Raw genomic sequence first — 19,035 nt, forward strand, 5'->3', positions numbered from 1 at the left:
AGCATAAGGTATAAAAGTGCAATTGATAATGACAAAGAAAATTTCGCGATCAAAAGAATTTTTTAACTTGATTAGGATGTTTGGATGTATACATACGATAGGTGCAATTAGAAAATTGGGAGGACTATGTTTTTTCGGTATTCTGCTTTTTTCTTGTAACACGTCTGACACTTCCTATGAGCCCTTACCCAAACATGTAGATTTCAATTTTCATATTCGTCCCATACTGGTTCAGAATTGTTACCTATGCCATGGTCCAGACCCAAGCAGTAGAAAAGCGGATTTAAGATTGGATACCTATGAAGGAGCCACTGCTGCATTGAAGGAGGGAGGTTTTGCCATTGTTCCGGGAAAACCAGCTAGAAGCGAACTGATGTTTCGCATCAACCATGAGCATGAAGACAAAATCATGCCACCACCAGAGACCAATAGTATATTGACCCAACGTGAAAAGGATCTTCTGGAAAAATGGATTAAGCAGGGGGCGGAATGGAAACCGCACTGGTCGTTTATTCAACCTAAAGTTGCAGAGGAATACGGCGATGCCAAGATTGATCAGTTTATTGATGAGGCCATAGAACAGAAAGGGCTGCAAAAAGCTCCAATAGCTAACAAGTATACCTTGATTAGAAGGGTCGCTTACCTATTGACCGGGTTACCTCCAGCTCCAGAGGATGTTGAAGCATTTGTTTTGGATTCATCAGAACAGGCCTATGAAAAAATGGTGGATCGTTATTTGAATGCGCCAGCCTACGGCGAGCGATGGGCAAGGCATTGGATGGATTTGGTGAGATATGCCGAGACCAAGGGCCATGAATTTGACTATCCTATTACAGGGGCTTGGAAGTACCGCGACTATCTGATAAGGGCATTCAACAATGATTTGCCCTATGATCAATTTTTAAAAGAACATTTGGCAGGCGATCTTTTGGAAGAGAAGCGATATGACTCTGAAAGCGGACTTTTGGAATCGCAAATTGCAACCGCTTTCTACGCCATGGGGGAGGGAACCCATAGCCCGGTTGACATTAAACAAGACGAGGCCAATCGGATTGATAATATGATTGATGTGACTACCAAAACCTTCCAAGGCTTGACGGTTTCCTGTGCAAAATGCCATGATCACAAGTTTGACCCGATTACTGCCGCGGATTATTATGCCCTCTATGGGGTTATGGAAAGTACTCGATTTACCCCTTTGGATGCCGATCAAACCCTTGCCAAGGAAATTACGGCAAAAGAAGTCCTGGGTATTGAGGCCTATGTGCAAAAAACAGTGGTTGATAAAATAACTGAAAAGTACTCTGAAATAGCCTTCAACAACGTAAAGACACCTTTGGACACTCCTGATTATAAAGCCATAGGAGATTTCAGGGGCACTGATTTGGATGGTTGGAACACCACAGGCTTGGCCTTTGGAAGTAGAACAACGCTAGGTAATCCCACCATACATCCAACAACAGGAAGGCTAATAGCTCTAGATGATGGAAAGGCGTCCAGCAGAATCTTTGGTTCGGGCAAAATGGGAACCCTAAGATCTCCTGATTTCATTCTGGATACAGATTTTATTGGGGTTAGAGCTAGGGGAAGGCAGAGCACAATTCGTATCATAGTCGATAATTTTCAGCTGATACAATGGCCTATTTATGGAGGACTTACCCATGAAGTCAACAATTCAAAATGGGAAAATTATACGTTTAACGTGGAGCCGTGGAAGGGACATAAGGCTTATATAGAAATCCTTCCGGGAGAGTACCAGCAACACAATTATAAGCTCCCACCAGAGGCCTTTGTAGAGGCTCAATATGCTATTACATTTAATGGGGATTGGCCTTCAAAAGTCGCATCAAATCAGAACGAATCTTCTACCGCATTCTCGGAAAAGCAAGTGAAGAGGTACAATAGCATGCTAAAAAAGGGTCAAATAAACCTGCATTTCCCGGAGTTGATTACCGCTTTGGACAGTACCAAGAACTTGTCAAAAACTATCGAGAACACCGCGTTTATTTATGGAGTTTCAGATGGATCTGCCACCGATAGTCCCGTATTTATTCGCGGAAGGTATCAAGAACCCTCAGAGGAAAATGTGCCGCGCAGATTTTTGTCCGCACTCCCACATGGCAATGAACCATTCCAATCGAAGGGGAGTGGGAGACTGGAACTAGCAGAAGCCATGTTGCAGGCTGATAACCCACTTACGGCCAGGGTGATGGTAAATCGTATATGGCATCATCTGTTTGGAAAGGGTATTGTGGAGACGGTTGACAACTTTGGACTTCAGGGAAAACTACCCACCCATCCCGAACTGTTGGATCATCTTGCCATTACCTTTCAAAAAGAGGATTGGTCCATTAAAAAAATGATTCGGTACATTGTTACTTCCGAGGCTTTTAAAAGAAGTGCAATTACGGAGGAGGAAATGTCCGACAAAGACCCCAACAATCTCTATTTAGCCTCCTTTCCAATAAGGCGGTTGGAGTCAGAGGCAATTCGCGATGGTATTTTGGTAGTATCCCAAAGTTTGGATTCCACCCTTTTTGGACCTCCCATCCCAACCTACCTCACGGAATTTATGGGCGGTAGGGGTAGACCTGAGGAATCGGGGCCATTGGATGGCGCTGGCCGTAGAAGTATCTATCAAGAAGTAAGACGGAACTTTTTGGAACCTATGATGACCACCTTTGACAGGCCCATTCCGTTCACAACCTTTGGAAGGCGGGATGTGACCAATGTTCCTGCCCAGTCCCTTATTCTAATGAATGATCCCTTTGTGATTCAGCAATCGGTAATTTTGGCCCAAAACGTATTGGCCCAAAAAGACTTGTCCTTTGACCGGAAAGTAGCATGGATTTATATGCGCACCTTCTCTAGAAAACCAACTGAAAAGGAAGTGGGCAATGCATCCCGATTCATGGATAAAATAGCAGCAATGAAAAAATCGGAATTGGATAAAACTAATTTGGATTTAGAAGTTTGGAAGGAGTATTGTCATAGCATTTTTAACCTAAAAGAATTTATATACCTGATCTGATGAGCAAGTACCACAATTTTATGCGAAAGCCACTTTCACGCCGTGAAATGTTGTCCATATGCAAGGGCGGATTTGGCTCTTTGGCTTTTATGAGCCTGTTTGGGGTTTCCACCATTTCCTGCAATCGGTCCAAGTATGGTGCCCTAGGTTCAGGTTCCGATATCCTGCTGGGGCCACATTATCTGCCCAAAGCCAAGAATGTTATTTTTCTATATATGGACGGAGGGGTTTCCCAGGTAGATTCCTTTGATCCCAAACCTCGTCTTGCCAAAGAAAATGGTCAGGATCCCCGGAAAAAATTCAAAGTGGATGCCACCCAGTTTGACAACGTGGGCAAGATTCTAAAGAGTCCTTGGGAGTTTAAACAATACGGGGAGTGTGGTATGCCAGTTAGTGACCTGTTTCCGCATATAGCCACTTGTGTGGACGATATTGCCTTGATCAGATCCATGACCTCGCAATTTCCGGAACATACCAATGCCAATTATTTCCTGCATACGGGAAGTGGTCTGCAAGGGAGGCCTAGCATGGGCTCTTGGATGACCTACGGGTTGGGGAGTGAAAACAAAAATATTCCAGGCTACGTGGTTTTGGACGGAGGGTTGATTCCCCCAGGGGGGCTTGACAACTTTAAGAATGGATTCTTACCTGCTTCATACCAAGCCTCTATTCTTAGGGCTGGGCCGCAACCCGTGGCCAATATCATACCCAAAGAACAAATTCCCAATCTTCAAGAACAGAAATTGGATTTCATCAAAGAGCTGGATGAAAAACAACTGAATGCCATTGGGGAAGCCGATGCCATAGAATCAGCTATTTCCAACTATGAATTGGCCTATAAGATGCAGTCCTCGATCCCGGAATTAACGGAATTCAAAGAAGAAACCGATGCAACCAAAAAGCTCTACGGATTTGATTCCGATGACCCCCATACCCGCGGATATGCGGCTCAATGTTTATTGGCTAGAAGATTGGTGGAAAGAGGCGTACGCTTTATAGAACTTACCTGTCCCAAGGTAAGTGCGGATCGTTGGGATCAACATGGGGATTTAAAAGACGGACATGAGAAAAATGCACATGCGGTAGATCAACCTATTGCCGGATTGCTAAAAGACTTGAAATCCAGGGGTATGCTTGAGGAAACCTTGGTGGTTTGGACAGGTGAATTTGGAAGAACCCCCTTTGCCCAAGGCTTGAATGGACGGGATCACAATCCATCGGCATTTAGCATGTGGATGGCCGGGGCCGGAATTAAGGGCGGAACCATTTTTGGGAAAACAGACGAATACGGCTACCGTGTTGTTGAAAACGAAGTTACCATTCATGACATGCACGCCACCATAATGCATTTGATGGGAATAGACCATGAGCGCCTCACCTTCCGTTTTGGTGGCCGTGATATGCGGTTGACCGACGTGCATGGACACGTAATCAAAGATATTTTAGCATAAACAAACACCAGATGAAAACAAATTCAATTCTAAAGATTGTTATAACCCTATTTTGCTTGATACCCGTAATGGTCATCGGGCAAAAATCCGCATCAGGAATCAGCCATTCTTTTTTTATTGCAGGCCCTCAGTTTACAGGAATCATTGATGAAGCAGGTGAGGTAGTTTGGGATTCCCAAAAAGCTGGCGCGAGAGATGGTTATGTGCTAAAAAATGGAAATATCCTGGTTTGTTGGGCAGATGAGGTAAAGGAATTCAATAAAAAAAAGGAAGTGATTCTTAGCTATAAACGGGCAGAAGATCATATGGAATTGGGAACTGCTGTGCGCCTTTCCAATGGACATACTTTGATAACGGAATCAGGGACACAACCTAGAATTGTGGAAATCGACAAGAAGGGAGTAGTGGTAAAAAGTGTTCCGTTGCAACCGGAAACCGACAATGTTCATATGCAGACCCGGATGGCCAGAAAGCTCAAAAATGGAAATTATTTGGTGCCACACTTGCTCGCCTTTGCAGTAAAAGAGTATCAACCTGACGGAACAGTGGTGAACACATTCAGTACGGATTACGAACAATTTGGAGGACGCTCGGCAGAGACCTGGCCGTTCACCGCAATTCGGATGAAGAATGGCAATACCTTGGTCACTCTGACACATGGAAACAGGGTGGTTGAGTTGGACGCCAATGGAAATATTGTCTGGGAAATTGATAATTCCCTGTTTGCTGAAAAGCCTTTGGTAGATCCCTGTGGTGCGCAAAGATTGCCCAATGGAAACACGGTAATTGCAAGTTATGGGGCGCAAAAAGGAATTAAAATGTTTGAAGTGGATTCGGACAAGAACATCGTATGGACTTACGAAGCCCATCGTGCCCATCATTTTCAAATATTAACCACCAATGGTAAACCTATAAAGGGAACACCACTCAAATAAGAAACAGGATTGCTAACTATTTTACTCAACAGCGCTGGGGAAGCACCCGCTGACATTCTCATTTTTTTTGGTAGGATACACCCCTTGGTTGTTCATTTACCTATTGGATTTTTGTTATTGGCAGCATTGGTGGAAGTAGTTGCAAAAAAACCACAATTCCAGCCTTTGGGAAATTTCACCCATTATCTATGGGCCTTGGGAAGTCTAAGTGCTTTGGTGGCCGTGGTCTTGGGATATTTTCTTTCCTTATCTGGGGATTACAATGAAAATACCTTATTCTGGCATAAGTGGGTAGGCGTTGCGGTTTTTGCATTTTCCCTTGGGTGCTATTATATATCCAAAAAACAAGTGAAGCTTCCGTTTTATGGCAAATCTTTGCTAATCGCACTGGTCGTGTTTGCTGTATTTTATACGGGCCATTTGGGAGGAAATTTAACCCATGGCTCCACGTACTTGTTGGAATATGCCCCAAACGTTGTCCGAAATCTTGCAGGAATGCCTGACAAAGCGGTTCCGCGAAAAAAAGTGACCGTCCTGGATTCCGCGGATGTTTATCTGGACCTGATATCACCAATAATGGATAGCCGTTGTGTAAGCTGTCATAACAAGGATAAAAAGAAAGGCGATTTGGATTTGACCACTTTTGCTCATCTCATGGCAGGTGGGGAAAATGGTGAAATCCTGATTCCAGGAGATCTCAATTCCAGCGATCTGTACAGACGAATAACCCTGCCAGAATCCCATGACGATTTCATGCCCTCAGAGGGCAAACCGCCACTATCTGAAGAAGAGGTTGCCCTGATAGGATGGTGGATCAGCGCCCAAGCACCAGCAGAAGGTTATTTTACAGCACTGAACCCAGAACAGGAAATGAAAGATTTGGTTGAAAAGTATTTGGGATTGGATCAGAACAAACTACTAAATCAACAAGTTGAAGCTCCCAATACGAATGTTGTGGATTCTTTGACCAACCTTGGTTTTATCCTGAATCCATTGATGATAGACAATCATTTTTTGGAGGCCAACTTTAGCTTGAGCGAGCAGGAGTTCACTGATAAATCCTCCGAAACCTTACTTCTGCTCAAAGACCAGATCATTTGGCTGAATTTGAGCAATTCTGGGATTGAAGATGGGCACTTGCAAAAAATTGGGCAATTGGAAAATCTAATCAAATTGAATTTGAGCAAAAATGACATTTCTGATGAGGGCCTGACCCATCTCTCCAATTTGTCAAATTTGGAATCGCTAAATCTGTATAAAACGAGTATTTCTGTTGGATTGCTGGAAGTAATCCCAAAACTCACTAATCTGAAACGGCTATATATTTCGGAAACCATGGCCGATAGCTCCGTGGTTAATCAATTACAGCAGCATAAAGATTTAAGGATAGAATTTGATTGAATTGCCATAGTCAAATTATACCTTACCCAAACGCACAGGTCTATTTTCTTTTAAGGATTGGTTCGCTGCCTCGGCAATTTCCATGGCTCTAAGCCCATCTTCACCAGTAACGGGCATAGGTCGTTTATTAATAAGGGCATCAACAAAAACCCGAATCTCCTCGAGATAAGAGCTTTCATAACGATCCATGAAAAAGTTCAAATGACGATCAAAGCTGGAACCGGTTTCTGTGGCAAAGCTAACATTGCTTTTTAGTGGATTGTCGACTTTTATTACCCCTTTGGATCCAAAAACTTCCAAACGTTGGTCGTACCCGTATTTGGTTTCCCGACTGTTTTCTATGGTAGCCATCGCTCCATTTTCAAACTTAAGCAGCACTGTGGCAGAATCAATATCGCCTGCCTCGTCAATGGCGGGATCTACCAGGCAGTTGCCCGAAGCATACACTTCGACCACTTCGCACCCCATGATAAATCGGGCCATATCAAAATCGTGGATGGTCATATCCTTGAACAAGCCCCCGGATTTTTTAATATAGGAAATGGGAGGTGGTTGGGGATCTCTACTTATGATATGCAGATTACGTAAATCCCCAATTTTTCCATCTGAAATTGCTTCCCTCACTTTTGCAAAGTTGATATCAAACCTTTGGTTGAAACCAATCATCAAGGGAACATTCAATGCGGAGATTGTGGCAACGGTTTCCTTTGCCTTGCCCAAGGATTTGTCAATGGGCTTTTCGCAGAAAACAGCTTTTCCAGCTTCCGCCGCCTGAACTGCATACGCTGAGTGCGTATCACTTGGGGAACTGATAAGCACAGCATCAATTTCGGGATTGTTTAGTATGATGCCAATGTCATCTGATACATTGGGGATTCCCAAGTCATGTGCGAATTTTTGCCCTTCTTTCCCGGGGTTGACGGCGGCCATCAAATGCACGCCTTCAATTTTTCTGGAGAGATTTTCGAGGTGGATTTTTCCCATTCTACCTACCCCGATAATTCCAATATTTACCATGTAATACTGTTTATATAAATATACGTTTCATAGCCTACAAATACAACAGGATTTTGTTGTGAAAACAGGGAAATTCCCTTTGATATCAAAGGATTGAGCCAATTTTTGCTTTTTAGAACACATAGCAAGCCAACTGGATTTGGAAATAGGAAAAATTCCTTGCATAAAATGGAATAAAATGAGATGATTTAGGGTAAAATTGAAGCTGGATTGGTCCAGTACACCTTCAACATGGCTTTAAAAAATTTGCCGAGGTCTATGTAATCTTAGTAATGTTAAATTTTTAAATTTTGGTAAACAAGATGTGCTAAATGCAAAAAAAGTATATAAAAATGCTAAAAAATGGTAAAGCGCGTGTTTGGTTTTTTCTATTACTTTGGCTTTAGGATTTTATTGCTGATATTTTTTTATGTAGCATTTCCGACATGACCAAACAAACAAAAACGTTCCTCCTCCACACTGATGAGGCCCTTTTAAATCGTTTAAAAAACAACGATGAAAGTGCCCTTACGGCCTTTTATGATAGGTATTGGGATGCAGCGTTTTTGGCTGCTTATAACATCTTGAAGGATAGGAAACTTTGCGAAGATGTGGTTCAGGACGTTTTTCTGGATATATGGAATCGTCGGCAAAAAATAAATATTACTACCACCTTCAAAAGTTATTTCTTCTCCTGTGTTCGCTATCAGGTTTTTGCCCAGATACGTAGAAAGAGCAAAAATGTTCGGGTTGAGGTATTCGAAAACCTTGCACCGCGGGTGCATTATGGTTGCCCCGAATCCGAATATTTATATCGAGAGTTGGTAGCCCAAGTGAACAGTAGCGTGGAACAATTGCCAAAGAAGTGCCGAGAAGTGTACAAGCTCAGCCGTCATGAGCAATTAACGCATGCGGAAATTTCGAGTCGCTTGGATATTTCAACCAAAACCGTAGAAAACCACATGACCAAAGCTCTTAAAATACTGAGAAATACTGTGGGTAATTTTCTGGTTCTCACCAGTTTTCATCTCTTCTAATTTCTTTTTCTGCATCTAAGCTTTCCCTTTTGATTTAGCCCTTTGATAAAAAAAATGAAAAAAAATCATTTTTAAATAGGGGATACCTTCCATTGTTGACACTATACATTAAAGGCCCAACAAGGGCTAATTGATTCGTATGGATAAAAAGAGCTTTTTAGCCTTATTGGAAAAACACCTGGAGGGAAAAACCACTAAGGAAGAAGAAAGATTTTTGCTTAACTATTTTAATAGTTTTCAGGAAGACGATTCTGATGGCTGGCCCGAAGAATTGGGAAATCGGCAAGAGTTAAAGGACAAAATGTTTGCCCGTTTGACCAAGGGGGTGGCAGAGAAGTCCTCAAGAAACCTTAAGGTAAAACCCTTAGGGTCAAAAAGGTTGCTTAAATATGCCGCCACTGTAGCGGTAGTTTTTGGGGTGCTCTACGTTTTCCAGTATTACAAGCAAACGGGATTGTCCAACACTTTAAATAAAGACAATTCCGACGCCATAGTGCTAAAATTGGATAATGGCAATGTGGACGTGATTTCTGAAAACGATCAAAAGAAAATTACCGATTCCAAGGGCAATGTGGTGGGTTATCAAAAAGGAAATACCATTGCCTACGAGCAAAAACTGAATCCTAAAGGATTGGTTTACAATGAACTGACGGTTCCTTTAGGGAAAAGATTTGATTTGGTATTGTCAGATGGCACCACGGTAAAAGTCAATGCGGGAAGTACGATAAAATACCCGGTTCAATTTATTGAAGGCATCCCTAGGGAAGTTGAAGTATGGGGCGAGGCTTATTTTGATGTTACTAAGGATGTAAACCATCCATTTTTAGTCAATGCCAACAATATTCAGGTGGAAGTATTGGGAACCAAGTTCAATGTATCCTCCTATCCCGAAGATGATGATATCAGTACAGTTCTGGTTGAGGGATCCGTGAAGTTATCGGCCAGAAATACCGATGAAGTTCGGGGATCCTTGGTTATAACACCTAACCAAAAAGCATCTTGGAACAAAATTACCGCAGAAATGACGGTAACTGAAGTGGAGACGGATATCTATACCTCATGGATCAACGGAAGAATTGTCTTTAAAAACTGTCCGTTTAAGAACATCCGAAAAAAACTGGAAAGGAGATATAACGTTTCCATAATCAACAATAATACCGCTTTGGATGAGAAATTTTACAACGCCTCTTTTGACATTGAGACCATTGAGGAGGTCATGGAAGCGTTCAAGGAAAATTACGCTATTGATTACACCATATCTAACAATCAGATAATTATTAACTAAAACAAACTTGCATGACCAAAAACTAACGAACCAACAATCACAAAATCGGAGGATGGGCCAACATCCTCCGATGGTCAAACGTGATTCAACCTAATGTTAAACCACAATAACGCTATTAAAAGTATGAAAAAAACAACTAATTCGGGTGTGCCGTTACAGGGCATCTCGAAATTTGACCTCAAAATGAAACTGACAACAATTTTGTTAATTGTTTCGTTTTTCCAAATTCAGGCCAGTACATACTCTCAGACCACAAAAATTTCGTTGGACCTAACACAGGTGAGGGTGGAGAAGGTGTTGGATGAGATAGAACGAAATACCGATTTTAAGTTCTTGGCAGATACCCAGGAAGTCAATCTGGGAAGAATTGTTTCCATCAAAGCAAAAAATGAAAGGATTAAAACAATCTTGGATAGAATTTTCACTGATGGCAATGTCGTTTATTCGATATTGGGCAAACAGATCGTGCTCAAAAGGAACACACAGATCCAAACTGATGACAACAATGCGGTTGTCCAGAGATCCATATCCGGAATCACGGTAGATGCAGACGGGCAACCACTTCCGGGTGTAAATGTTATTGAAAAAGGAACAGGCAATGGTACGTCTACTGATTTTGATGGTAATTATACCCTTAATGTGTCCAGTGAATCCGCCACCTTGGTATTTTCCTATGTAGGTTTTGTCACTGTAGAAGTTCCTGTTGCGGATCAGACCACAATCAATGTGACCATGAAAGAAGACGCAAGTCAGTTGGATGAAGTAGTGGTCACCGCATTGGGTATTAGAAAAGACGCTAAAGCACTGGGTTATGCGGTTTCCAAGGTGGATTCCGAGCGAGTTCTTGCCAGTGGATCTCCTGTTAATGCTTTGCAATCACTTTATGGAACCGCTTCCGGTGTGCAAGTAGCCAGTACGGCTAGCGGACCTACGGGAGGTTTTAAAATCAACATCCGTAATGCCGTATCCTTTGACCAGAATTCTACCACACGGCCTTTGATTGTTGTGGATGGGATCCCAATTTATGATCAAGATACCGGGATTACTCGAAATGCAAGAACGGGAAGGGACAATGGAACGGGAATAAATGATATTAACGCGGAGGACATTGAGTCCATGGAAATCCTAAAAGGGGCAAAAGCCTCGGTCCTTTACGGTAGTGAAGGAGCCAATGGGGTAATATTGATTACTACTAAATCCGGATCCAGAAGTAGGGGACTTGGTATTAGCGCTTCCATGACCACTACCATAGAACAAAGTGCATTCACACCAGTCCTTCAAGATCAGTACGGAACAGGTCGTAGCGCAAGTATAGATGCAAACGACGACCAAGGCTTTTATATCAATGAAGCGGGAGAAAGGGCACTTGATGTTAATGGCCCTGGCTTTGGCCCTAGGTATGATCCCAGTGTACAACTTCGCTGGTGGGACGGTTCTCTTCGTCCTTGGCAACCCACAAGAAAGGATGTTTTTGAACAACTTTTTAGAACAGGTAGTCAAAGACTTCTTAATGTTGCTGTAAGTTCAGGTGGAGAAAAGGGTTCTGTTCGTTTTGCATACACCAACATGGATTACAAGCCAATTACAAGAGGTGGAGATTATGATCGAAACACCTTTAGCGTAAATGCTTCGTATAAGCTTAATGATGCCATTTCGCTTAAATATGTAGGTAACTATTTTGTGACCGACAACTTAAACGCCTCTTTTGAGGGATCTGCCGACGCACAAGGTTCCACCTCTAATTTGGGGGGGTATACCCGCGATGTTGACGTGGATCTTTTGAGGAGTTTCCTGGTTACGGAAAATGGATTTAACTTTTTCCGAGGCGAAGATCAGCAAAGGGAATTTATCTCCACAGGGAGACAAACTGTAGTAGGCTCCCTTTGGGATTGGACCCAGAATGAAAGTGAATTTAGACGTATTCATGGTATACAGTCTTTAACCTTGGACGTAACCTTGAGCAAAGTCTTTAGTGCACAAATCCTTGCTGGGATAGATAATACGGATGAAAGAAGTATTTATAGAGGTAAGTTGGAAGACCCAAGTTTAATTGGGCCAAATAGTGGCTCGGTGTTTAGGGATCAAAATCGTGAGATCAGAAGGTCCTATATTCAAGGAACACTTAATTTTGACACTTCCTTCAATGACTGGGGCATTTCCGGTCTTGTAGGTGCCATACATAGAGATAACCGCTTTCAGACTAAAGGAGCAGAACGTATTGGTGGATTTGTAATCCCTAACTTCTTCTCTTTTAGCAACCTACCTTCTGGTCAGCAGCCCAACTACATTAACGACAATGGGCGTGATATACTTTATGGAGTTTTGGGATCTGTCCAGGTAGATTGGAAGGATCAGATTTTTGTAGAGGCGCAGGCCCGTCAGGACTGGTCCTCTATCCTACCACCGAACAACAACAGCTATTTTTACCCTGGTTTAAGTACTACTTGGATTGCTTCCAACTCCTTGAATCTTCCTTCTTTTGTTAAATTTTTAAAGCTGAGGACTTCTTGGGCAGATGTAGGAAGACCAGGGCCATTGTACTTTGGTAATGTAAACCTGGGAGTATCGCAATCCGGGAATGGATTCATTCTAAGTCCTCCAAGTTCCCTACCTCCAATCGATGCCCAGTTTGTGCAAAACCTGAAGCCGGAAAGAAAACGTGAGTTTGAAGCAGGTCTTGAAGCCTACTTATTTGAAAACCAAAGAATAGGAATTGACTTCTCCATATACAGAGCAAATACCTACGATCAAATTATGGCGATTACTGCTCCACCCGGACTTGGGGTGAACACGGTTAGGGTAAATGCAGCTGATGTACAGAACACCGGATGGGAATTGGGACTTAGGACCAAGCCGATTTTCAACAAGAATTTCCAATGGGGATTGGATATGACCTTTGCTTCGGCCCAGACCAAGGTAAATGGTCTAACGGATGACCTTACTTCCCAATTGTTGTTCGAGAGAAACGGCCTTAACTATGTTGCTGAAGTTGGGGGAGAATACGGGACGATCATCCAACAACAAGGATTCCGGAACTACATAAACCCATCTGATGACAACGATCCCAATAATGGCGCTCGCATTGTTGAAAACGGTGGAGCTCGCTACGCATATAGCAGAAGCAGTAACAGAAAGGTAGGAAAATTGCTTCCCGATGTTACAGGGGGTGCGTTCAATAGATTTAGCTACAAGAACTTCACTTTAGTGGCCAATATTGATTATTCTTTTGGTGCGACTTTCGTAAGTGAAGCTGAAACATACATGTTGGCCGCAGGAGTCTTGCGTGAAAGTTTGCCCTTTAGGGATGCTGCTACAGGGGGTCAAGCCTATTATATAAATGATGAAGGTACCAGAGTAGCGGGAACAAACCCAGGAACAGGGGCAACCTTTAACGACGGAGTTATATTGGATGGTGTACTTAACGATGGGACACCAAATACCCAAGTGGTATCCGCAGAGGATTATTATGGATCATCTTACTTTTCCAATGGCTTCTTCCCGGAAGATCGAATTTTTAAAAGTGATTATATAGCGTTACGTAATGTGTCATTGGATTATAGGCTTCCCGTTATTGCGCAGAAAATGGGGTTGTCTGAAGCCGTAATCTCTGTTTTCGCCAATAATGTTGCCTATCTGTATAAAGCTGCTCCCAACTCTATTCCCGAAGCTAGCAATGGAACTGGTTGGTCAGCTGGTGCTTTTTCTACCACAGCATTACCCTTGCAGAGATCGTTAGGATTGTCCTTAAGAGTTAAACTATAAAATTGCTAATTATGAAAAATGTATTAACTAAATTGACTTTATGTGTTCTGGTTTTGGCCGCATCTTATAGTTGTCAAGATCAGCTAGAGGAGCTGTACCAAGATCCAGACGGTTTTTCCAAAAGCCAAGCAGATGCGGCTGGCGTAAGTATTATCGCTGGATACTTTACCTCCCAGTTGACCCAAGGATTTTATCTAAGGGGTGATTATGGTGCCCAATATCATCAGATGCGAAGTGGATCCCGTGTAATGGGAACCGGGGTGCAATTGTACTATATGGCACCTGAAGCATTTGGTGTTTCATACACCTTACGTGATGTTGAAAACGATTGGGGATCCAATGGGTTTAACCGATCAGTTTTTAATCAATTGAACAGTAATTGGGTAAAGGGTATCCTTTGGGCTCAAAAAGAGTTCAATAACATTGCTGAATCTGATCGTACCAAGTTGGATGTACTTTTTATGCGATTACTGCATGCCTTGAAGGGATATGCCTACCAACGAGGAATTGACGGCTATGACAATGTTCCATATTTTAAGACTGGATCTGCTGGAGCCTTGGATGGGGAAAGAGCTGAATGGTTGGGTCAAGAGGAAGTGTACCCTATTATAATTGCCGAACTGGGTGAAATTGAGGAATATTTATCCACTTTGGAATTGGATGCTAGCGAGCTAAGTGTTTTCCAAAATCAGGATGTTATTTTTAATGGTAGCATTATGCAATGGAGAAAGTATATAAACTCCTTGCGATTAAGATGGGCCATGACCGTTAGTGAACGACTTCCCGACCTCACTACGTCAACCATCAATGAATTGGCTGGAAAACCACTTTTTGATGAGGCCAATGACGTAGCGGGATTAGCGGATATTGCTATTGTTGATCCCTCCCGCTTGCAGCGTGAATTGGGAATTACCCGGGCTTTTCGGGAAAGAGCAGATGAATGTCGCGCTCCAAAACGTTATTTGGAAGATACCATGTTTTGTATCCCAACAGAAGAAAGTGTGGTAGTGGAAGGAGAAACCTTGTACTATTTTAGTGGTGATAATGCTGCTGAAGGACTTGAGAACGGTACGGTGGATCCCAGAATTAAATACGTTTTCTCTTCGGATATCTTAGGCCGATATATCGGTGCCGAAACCAGCTGGGATAATGGTAGTGACCCCAATAGTTATTTGAACAAAATAATTCGGACCTATTACATCAACGATCCCATTATGACGGATGTAAATGTTACTGAAGTTTCTTTTGGTTCTGAAGATGGGGATGAGCAAACTATTGCGCTAAGTGCAGAATTGGAGGGTACCTTGGTAGGTCGCGAGGCCTTCTTACTGGACGCTTTCCGTGGGTACCTTACAAGTTCCAGTGATACTAATTTCCAAATTGGTACTGACAATAACATGATTGCAGAATTCAACGTGCGCCCTTTGTATAATTTTGACATTAGATACCCCACGTTGCATGCCGTAGAAACTGAACTTTCATTGGCCGAGGCTGCAGTACGTGGTTTTGGTAATGCCGGATCAGCTCGGGAACATTATGCAAATGCCATTAAATTGTCTTGTGATTATTGGTATGACATTAATAATGACAACACCTATAGCCAGCAAACAGTACCTGCATTCCCAAGTAATATGGATCCTTCCAGAATTGAAAGGGATAGACCTTCAAAAGAATATGATGCTGCTGCTTTTGCTGAATACGCCGCCCAGCAATTCGATACGATGACAGATCAAGAGAAGGTTCAAGCCATTTTCAATCAATTACAGTTGCATTATGGCCTATTCAATTTTGAGGTGCCATGGACATCTGCCAGACGGTTGATAAGCTATCTAGGAGATAACCCTGGATCACCTTATGAAACATTTCGATGGAAGGAGCGCTTTCTGTACAATCCTAATATTCAGGCGACAGATCCAGCGGCTTGGGCTATCATTAGCCAAACAGACGATCCTGATATTCCAGTTTGGTTTACCGGGCGGAATACCAAATGGAAAAATGTACTTGAATAAAATCTAAACATGATCGAATAGACATTACGAAGCCAAAATGATTGGAACAGTTCCTATTGTAAATAAAATTTTGGCTTCTAGTCGCGGTCAATAAATAAAACAAACAAATGAAGAGAGTTTTTTATGTCATCCTTACATTGCTTTTGGTAGTTTCTTGTACCAAAGATGATGAAGGGTCTATATTCGGAAACGCAAGTGGAGATAATGGCAACATACTATCAGGGATCACAGTAAAGTTGTATTCCGAGAATACAGCCTTGCTCCAACAAACAACAACGGATGCAGAAGGTAACTTCAACTTTACGGGCTTGGATGCGGCCAATTATTATGTGGGTGCTACCATTACTGTTGGTGATGTTGTTTGGGATACAGGTAACACTCCCCAAATTGTGTATGTAGGTGGAGAAGTTGCAAAGGAAGTTGTACTTACCTTAAATCAGAAATAGCGGGCTTACTTTGTTTTAAAAAACTAACAGTTATTGAAACAGAGTTCGCAACGCATATTGTTTGAGTTATGTTAGTTGGATCGCCGGCCATTTATGGCCGGCTTTCTTTTTTCGAAATATTAGAAAGCGGTAAGTTTTGTATGATAAAAAGAAAACCATATTGCACAAAAAACCCTTATATAGTAGGGGTTTTGTACTCGAGGTGGGCACCGATTTTCATCGGCAGTGGACACAAGTCCTTTTTATGTCACTTTGTTCCATAAAAAAAGCCCTTACAAAGTAAGGGCTTCCTCGCTGTACTCGAGGCGGAAGTTTAAACTCGGTAATTAGATAAACCTTATAAAACATGGAGGAACATAAAACTACTTAAATGTCTATAAAATAGGTGTTTTTTGGTTTATCAATATTTGCATAGGTTTTGAAAAAGTAAACTTTTGGTAAACTTCTAAGTTTAGATTTATTAATTTTGATTTAGTAAAGTTTATCAGATGGCTTCAATTAAGTTCCTTTTGCAAGGGAAAAATGACCCTGCGAATATTGTGGTTCTATTATCCTTAGGAAGAGGAAAACAATTCAAAAGGCTTACTGGAAAGGAGGTCTCACTTTCTAATTGGAAGGTGGAACAAAAAACCGATGATAAAAAAGTTGTTGGTCGAGCGGGTATGCCTAAGCAAAGGAATGTCGAATTAAAAAACCTGCATACTGAGTTGGAAGCGTTTAAAGTTAATCTGAGAAGACTTCTAAATAAAGCACTGGAGCAAGGTGAGTTTATAAATGGAGGGTGGTTGGAATCTGCAATAAGTAAAATCAACAATCGTAATCCTATAGAGGAAGTTGATCTTTTAACCAATGTCATAAAAAAACGGATTGAAAATGCAGAGATAGGCATAGAACGGCTATCTACAAACAGAATAAAGGGATATAAAACATTTCTTTCCGTAATCAATCGATATGAGAAAGAAGGGTTGGATGGCAGAAAGGTTGTTGTAAGAAACATTGATAAGGCATTTGGCCAGACTTTCATCAGATGGTTGCTCGATGAGGGGTATTCAATAGGATATGCAGCAAAAAACATTGATAACTTAAAGGCCATTTGTAATTATGCAGAAAGTGAAGGGTTACAAGTTTCCCCGATGCTAAAGTATATTAAACCACCTCAACAAAGGAAAATAGAGAGGGAGGAGGAAAAACCTATCATCTATTTATCCGAAGAGGAACAAGTGACTATAAAAGAACTTAAACTGTCTAGTCCTGCTCTTGAAAATGCAAGAAAATGGTTGCTATTTGGTTGTGTAATTGGACAACGTGGTGGAGACCTTTTAGATATCACCCATGATAACATAGTTATTGCTGATGGGATGACTCTTTTGGAAATTACTCAAAAAAAGACAGACAAACAGGTTTCTATTCCACTATTGCCACAGGCTATTGAGATTGTTGAGCAAGGATTACCATATAAGATTTCAATCCAAAAATTTAATCAGTACATTAAAAAGCTTTGCGAATTGGCGGGAATTAATGAACTCACTCCTGGCGCAATACGACCTTCCCGAGAAGAAGGACAATTCAAGGACTCAGAACGAAAGATCTTGCCTTCTGTAAAGGGTTCGTATCCAAAATATCAGTTAATCGGTTCTCATGTCTGCAGAAGGAGTTTTGCGACTAATTTTTATGGAAAGATACCAACTTCGATATTGATTGGGATTACTGGTCATTCGACAGAAACAATGTTTTTGAACTATATAGGGAAAAGACCTAGAGATAAGGCCAAGTTAATGATGGAATATTTCAATTCCCTAAAAAAGGATGAAAATCCATTGGTTCCATTTAAAATAGTTAAGAATTATGGCGAAGTTGACTGAAAACCAAATTTTATCAAGTATTTATAGAGGTGAATTGAAAGCCGATAAGGAATACAAAGATAGGTATGCCCTTAAAGTACATAAGATCAAGAAATCTTCACTGGATGAAGATATGGAAGCGAAAATGCTGTATAATCTTTGGATAGAAACTGCTTTGGCCTATGAACAAATAAATGATCCTTACAAAGAGGCTAACGAACAATATTATTACCTAAAAGATTGGGAGCCGGATAGAGTTGCAAATTACACACGTGAACGCTATGTAAGCATTTGTTTAAAGAATCATTTTAACAAGAAAATGAATTCAAATGACTTGATTAAAGAAGGTGTTAGCCTTGATAGTGATATGGATTACTTGGCTAATAAGGTCTATAAGATTAGGCTTACTGAATTAATGAAAAATGTTAGTGTCAATTTAAAGAAGGAAATCAAAAACCTTGCTGGCGGAAATATAAATGCTTCTAATCATCCCAAAGAGTTTGTTGAATGGCAAGATACTGCTCCTTTTAGAGTGGCAATGAAGTTTGCGGCTGGGAAAATTCAAAAACTGTATTCAAAGGGGGTTAGTAAGACACAAATAACAAGACAACTGTTTCCTGATTTTCCTGTTGAAGCTCATAGGCCATATGTTAACGATAGCCTTTCTGGTCATGGATATAAGGACATTTTTTCAGGTAGACAAGCCAAAGCTAAAATGGAATTTGTTGCTAGTTTGTGTAAATCTAAAGGGATTGAAGTAAGCGAGGATTTTCTCAATAGGATTACCAAAATTAATCCTTCTAAAAAAATAACCTAAAATAGAACCGGTACTACTAAACGG

12 protein-coding genes are annotated in these 19,035 nt (G+C 41.5%); 11 read left to right on the forward strand and 1 reads right to left on the reverse strand.

Annotated features, from left to right (window positions below):
- Positions 1 to 76: 76 nt before the first annotated feature.
- Genes ACOOE0_RS09385 through ACOOE0_RS09400 form a run of 4 tightly spaced genes read left to right on the forward strand, consistent with a single transcriptional unit; the run spans position 77 to position 6,818 of the window.
- Entirely contained in the window at positions 77 to 3,031 is a 2,955-nt protein-coding gene (locus ACOOE0_RS09385) for a PSD1 and planctomycete cytochrome C domain-containing protein (protein WP_420398670.1), read from the forward strand.
- Positions 3,031 to 4,482: a DUF1501 domain-containing protein gene (locus ACOOE0_RS09390; protein ID WP_420398671.1), complete on the forward strand. Its 1,452-nt coding sequence runs from the start codon at positions 3,031 to 3,033 to the stop codon at positions 4,480 to 4,482. Before ACOOE0_RS09385 ends, ACOOE0_RS09390 begins: the two co-directional genes overlap by 1 nt.
- Before the next feature lie 11 nt (positions 4,483 to 4,493).
- Positions 4,494 to 5,417: a hypothetical protein gene (locus tag ACOOE0_RS09395; RefSeq protein WP_420398672.1), complete on the forward strand. Its 924-nt coding sequence runs from the start codon at positions 4,494 to 4,496 to the stop codon at positions 5,415 to 5,417.
- A gap of 9 nt (positions 5,418 to 5,426) precedes the next feature.
- Positions 5,427 to 6,818 (forward strand): c-type cytochrome domain-containing protein, encoded by a 1,392-nt coding sequence (locus ACOOE0_RS09400; RefSeq protein ID WP_420398673.1) that lies wholly within the window; start codon positions 5,427 to 5,429, stop codon positions 6,816 to 6,818.
- Positions 6,819 to 6,833: 15 nt separating this feature from the next.
- On the opposite strand, the gene iolG is transcribed toward ACOOE0_RS09400, so the two are convergent.
- Entirely contained in the window at positions 6,834 to 7,835 is a 1,002-nt protein-coding gene (gene iolG, locus ACOOE0_RS09405) for an inositol 2-dehydrogenase (RefSeq protein ID WP_420398674.1), read from the reverse strand.
- A 425-nt stretch (positions 7,836 to 8,260) separates the two neighbouring features.
- Here iolG and ACOOE0_RS09410 point away from each other — a divergent pair, with 425 nt between their 5' ends.
- The 7 genes from ACOOE0_RS09410 to ACOOE0_RS09440 all read left to right on the forward strand — a co-directional run bounded on the left by ACOOE0_RS09410 (position 8,261) and on the right by ACOOE0_RS09440 (position 19,011).
- Positions 8,261 to 8,851, forward strand: coding sequence for an RNA polymerase sigma-70 factor (locus tag ACOOE0_RS09410; protein WP_420398675.1), 591 nt, complete (start codon positions 8,261 to 8,263; stop codon positions 8,849 to 8,851).
- A 139-nt stretch (positions 8,852 to 8,990) separates the two neighbouring features.
- Positions 8,991 to 10,136, forward strand: coding sequence for a FecR family protein (locus ACOOE0_RS09415; RefSeq protein WP_420398676.1), 1,146 nt, complete (start codon positions 8,991 to 8,993; stop codon positions 10,134 to 10,136).
- Positions 10,137 to 10,319: 183 nt separating this feature from the next.
- Positions 10,320 to 13,898 carry a SusC/RagA family TonB-linked outer membrane protein gene (locus tag ACOOE0_RS09420; protein ID WP_420398677.1) on the forward strand — a complete coding sequence of 1,193 codons (3,579 nt, stop codon included), beginning with the start codon at positions 10,320 to 10,322 and terminating at the stop codon, positions 13,896 to 13,898.
- Positions 13,899 to 13,909: 11 nt separating this feature from the next.
- On the forward strand, positions 13,910 to 15,907 hold the full coding sequence (locus ACOOE0_RS09425; protein ID WP_420398678.1) for a SusD/RagB family nutrient-binding outer membrane lipoprotein: 1,998 nt from the start codon (positions 13,910 to 13,912) through the stop codon (positions 15,905 to 15,907).
- A 107-nt stretch (positions 15,908 to 16,014) separates the two neighbouring features.
- Complete coding sequence (locus ACOOE0_RS09430; protein ID WP_420398679.1) at positions 16,015 to 16,353, forward strand: SdrD B-like domain-containing protein; 339 nt, start codon at positions 16,015 to 16,017, stop codon at positions 16,351 to 16,353.
- Positions 16,354 to 16,841: 488 nt separating this feature from the next.
- The gene (locus tag ACOOE0_RS09435) at positions 16,842 to 18,215 is read left to right on the forward strand and encodes a phage integrase SAM-like domain-containing protein (protein ID WP_420398680.1); all 1,374 of its coding nucleotides are present in this window, start codon (positions 16,842 to 16,844) and stop codon (positions 18,213 to 18,215) included.
- Positions 18,199 to 19,011 carry a hypothetical protein gene (locus ACOOE0_RS09440; protein WP_420398681.1) on the forward strand — a complete coding sequence of 271 codons (813 nt, stop codon included), beginning with the start codon at positions 18,199 to 18,201 and terminating at the stop codon, positions 19,009 to 19,011. Before ACOOE0_RS09435 ends, ACOOE0_RS09440 begins: the two co-directional genes overlap by 17 nt.
- Positions 19,012 to 19,035: the final 24 nt, after the last annotated feature.

The organism is Flagellimonas sp., from assembly GCF_965215805.1.
Taxonomy (GTDB): Bacteria; Bacteroidota; Bacteroidia; order Flavobacteriales; family Flavobacteriaceae; genus Flagellimonas.

What these genes read in the sequence shown, in the direction of transcription:
- ACOOE0_RS09440 (WP_420398681.1), top strand. Translation starts at nt 18,199, where the DNA reads ATGGCGAAGTTGACTGAAAACCAAATTTTATCAAGTATTTATAGAGGT.
- ACOOE0_RS09435 (WP_420398680.1), top strand. Translation starts at nt 16,842, where the DNA reads ATGGCTTCAATTAAGTTCCTTTTGCAAGGGAAAAATGACCCTGCGAAT.
- iolG (WP_420398674.1), bottom strand. Translation starts at nt 7,835, where the DNA reads ATGGTAAATATTGGAATTATCGGGGTAGGTAGAATGGGAAAAATCCAC.
- ACOOE0_RS09395 (WP_420398672.1), top strand. Translation starts at nt 4,494, where the DNA reads ATGAAAACAAATTCAATTCTAAAGATTGTTATAACCCTATTTTGCTTG.
- ACOOE0_RS09390 (WP_420398671.1), top strand. Translation starts at nt 3,031, where the DNA reads ATGAGCAAGTACCACAATTTTATGCGAAAGCCACTTTCACGCCGTGAA.
- ACOOE0_RS09385 (WP_420398670.1), top strand. Translation starts at nt 77, where the DNA reads ATGTTTGGATGTATACATACGATAGGTGCAATTAGAAAATTGGGAGGA.
- ACOOE0_RS09430 (WP_420398679.1), top strand. Translation starts at nt 16,015, where the DNA reads ATGAAGAGAGTTTTTTATGTCATCCTTACATTGCTTTTGGTAGTTTCT.
- ACOOE0_RS09420 (WP_420398677.1), top strand. Translation starts at nt 10,320, where the DNA reads ATGAAACTGACAACAATTTTGTTAATTGTTTCGTTTTTCCAAATTCAG.
- ACOOE0_RS09425 (WP_420398678.1), top strand. Translation starts at nt 13,910, where the DNA reads ATGAAAAATGTATTAACTAAATTGACTTTATGTGTTCTGGTTTTGGCC.
- ACOOE0_RS09415 (WP_420398676.1), top strand. Translation starts at nt 8,991, where the DNA reads ATGGATAAAAAGAGCTTTTTAGCCTTATTGGAAAAACACCTGGAGGGA.
- ACOOE0_RS09410 (WP_420398675.1), top strand. Translation starts at nt 8,261, where the DNA reads ATGACCAAACAAACAAAAACGTTCCTCCTCCACACTGATGAGGCCCTT.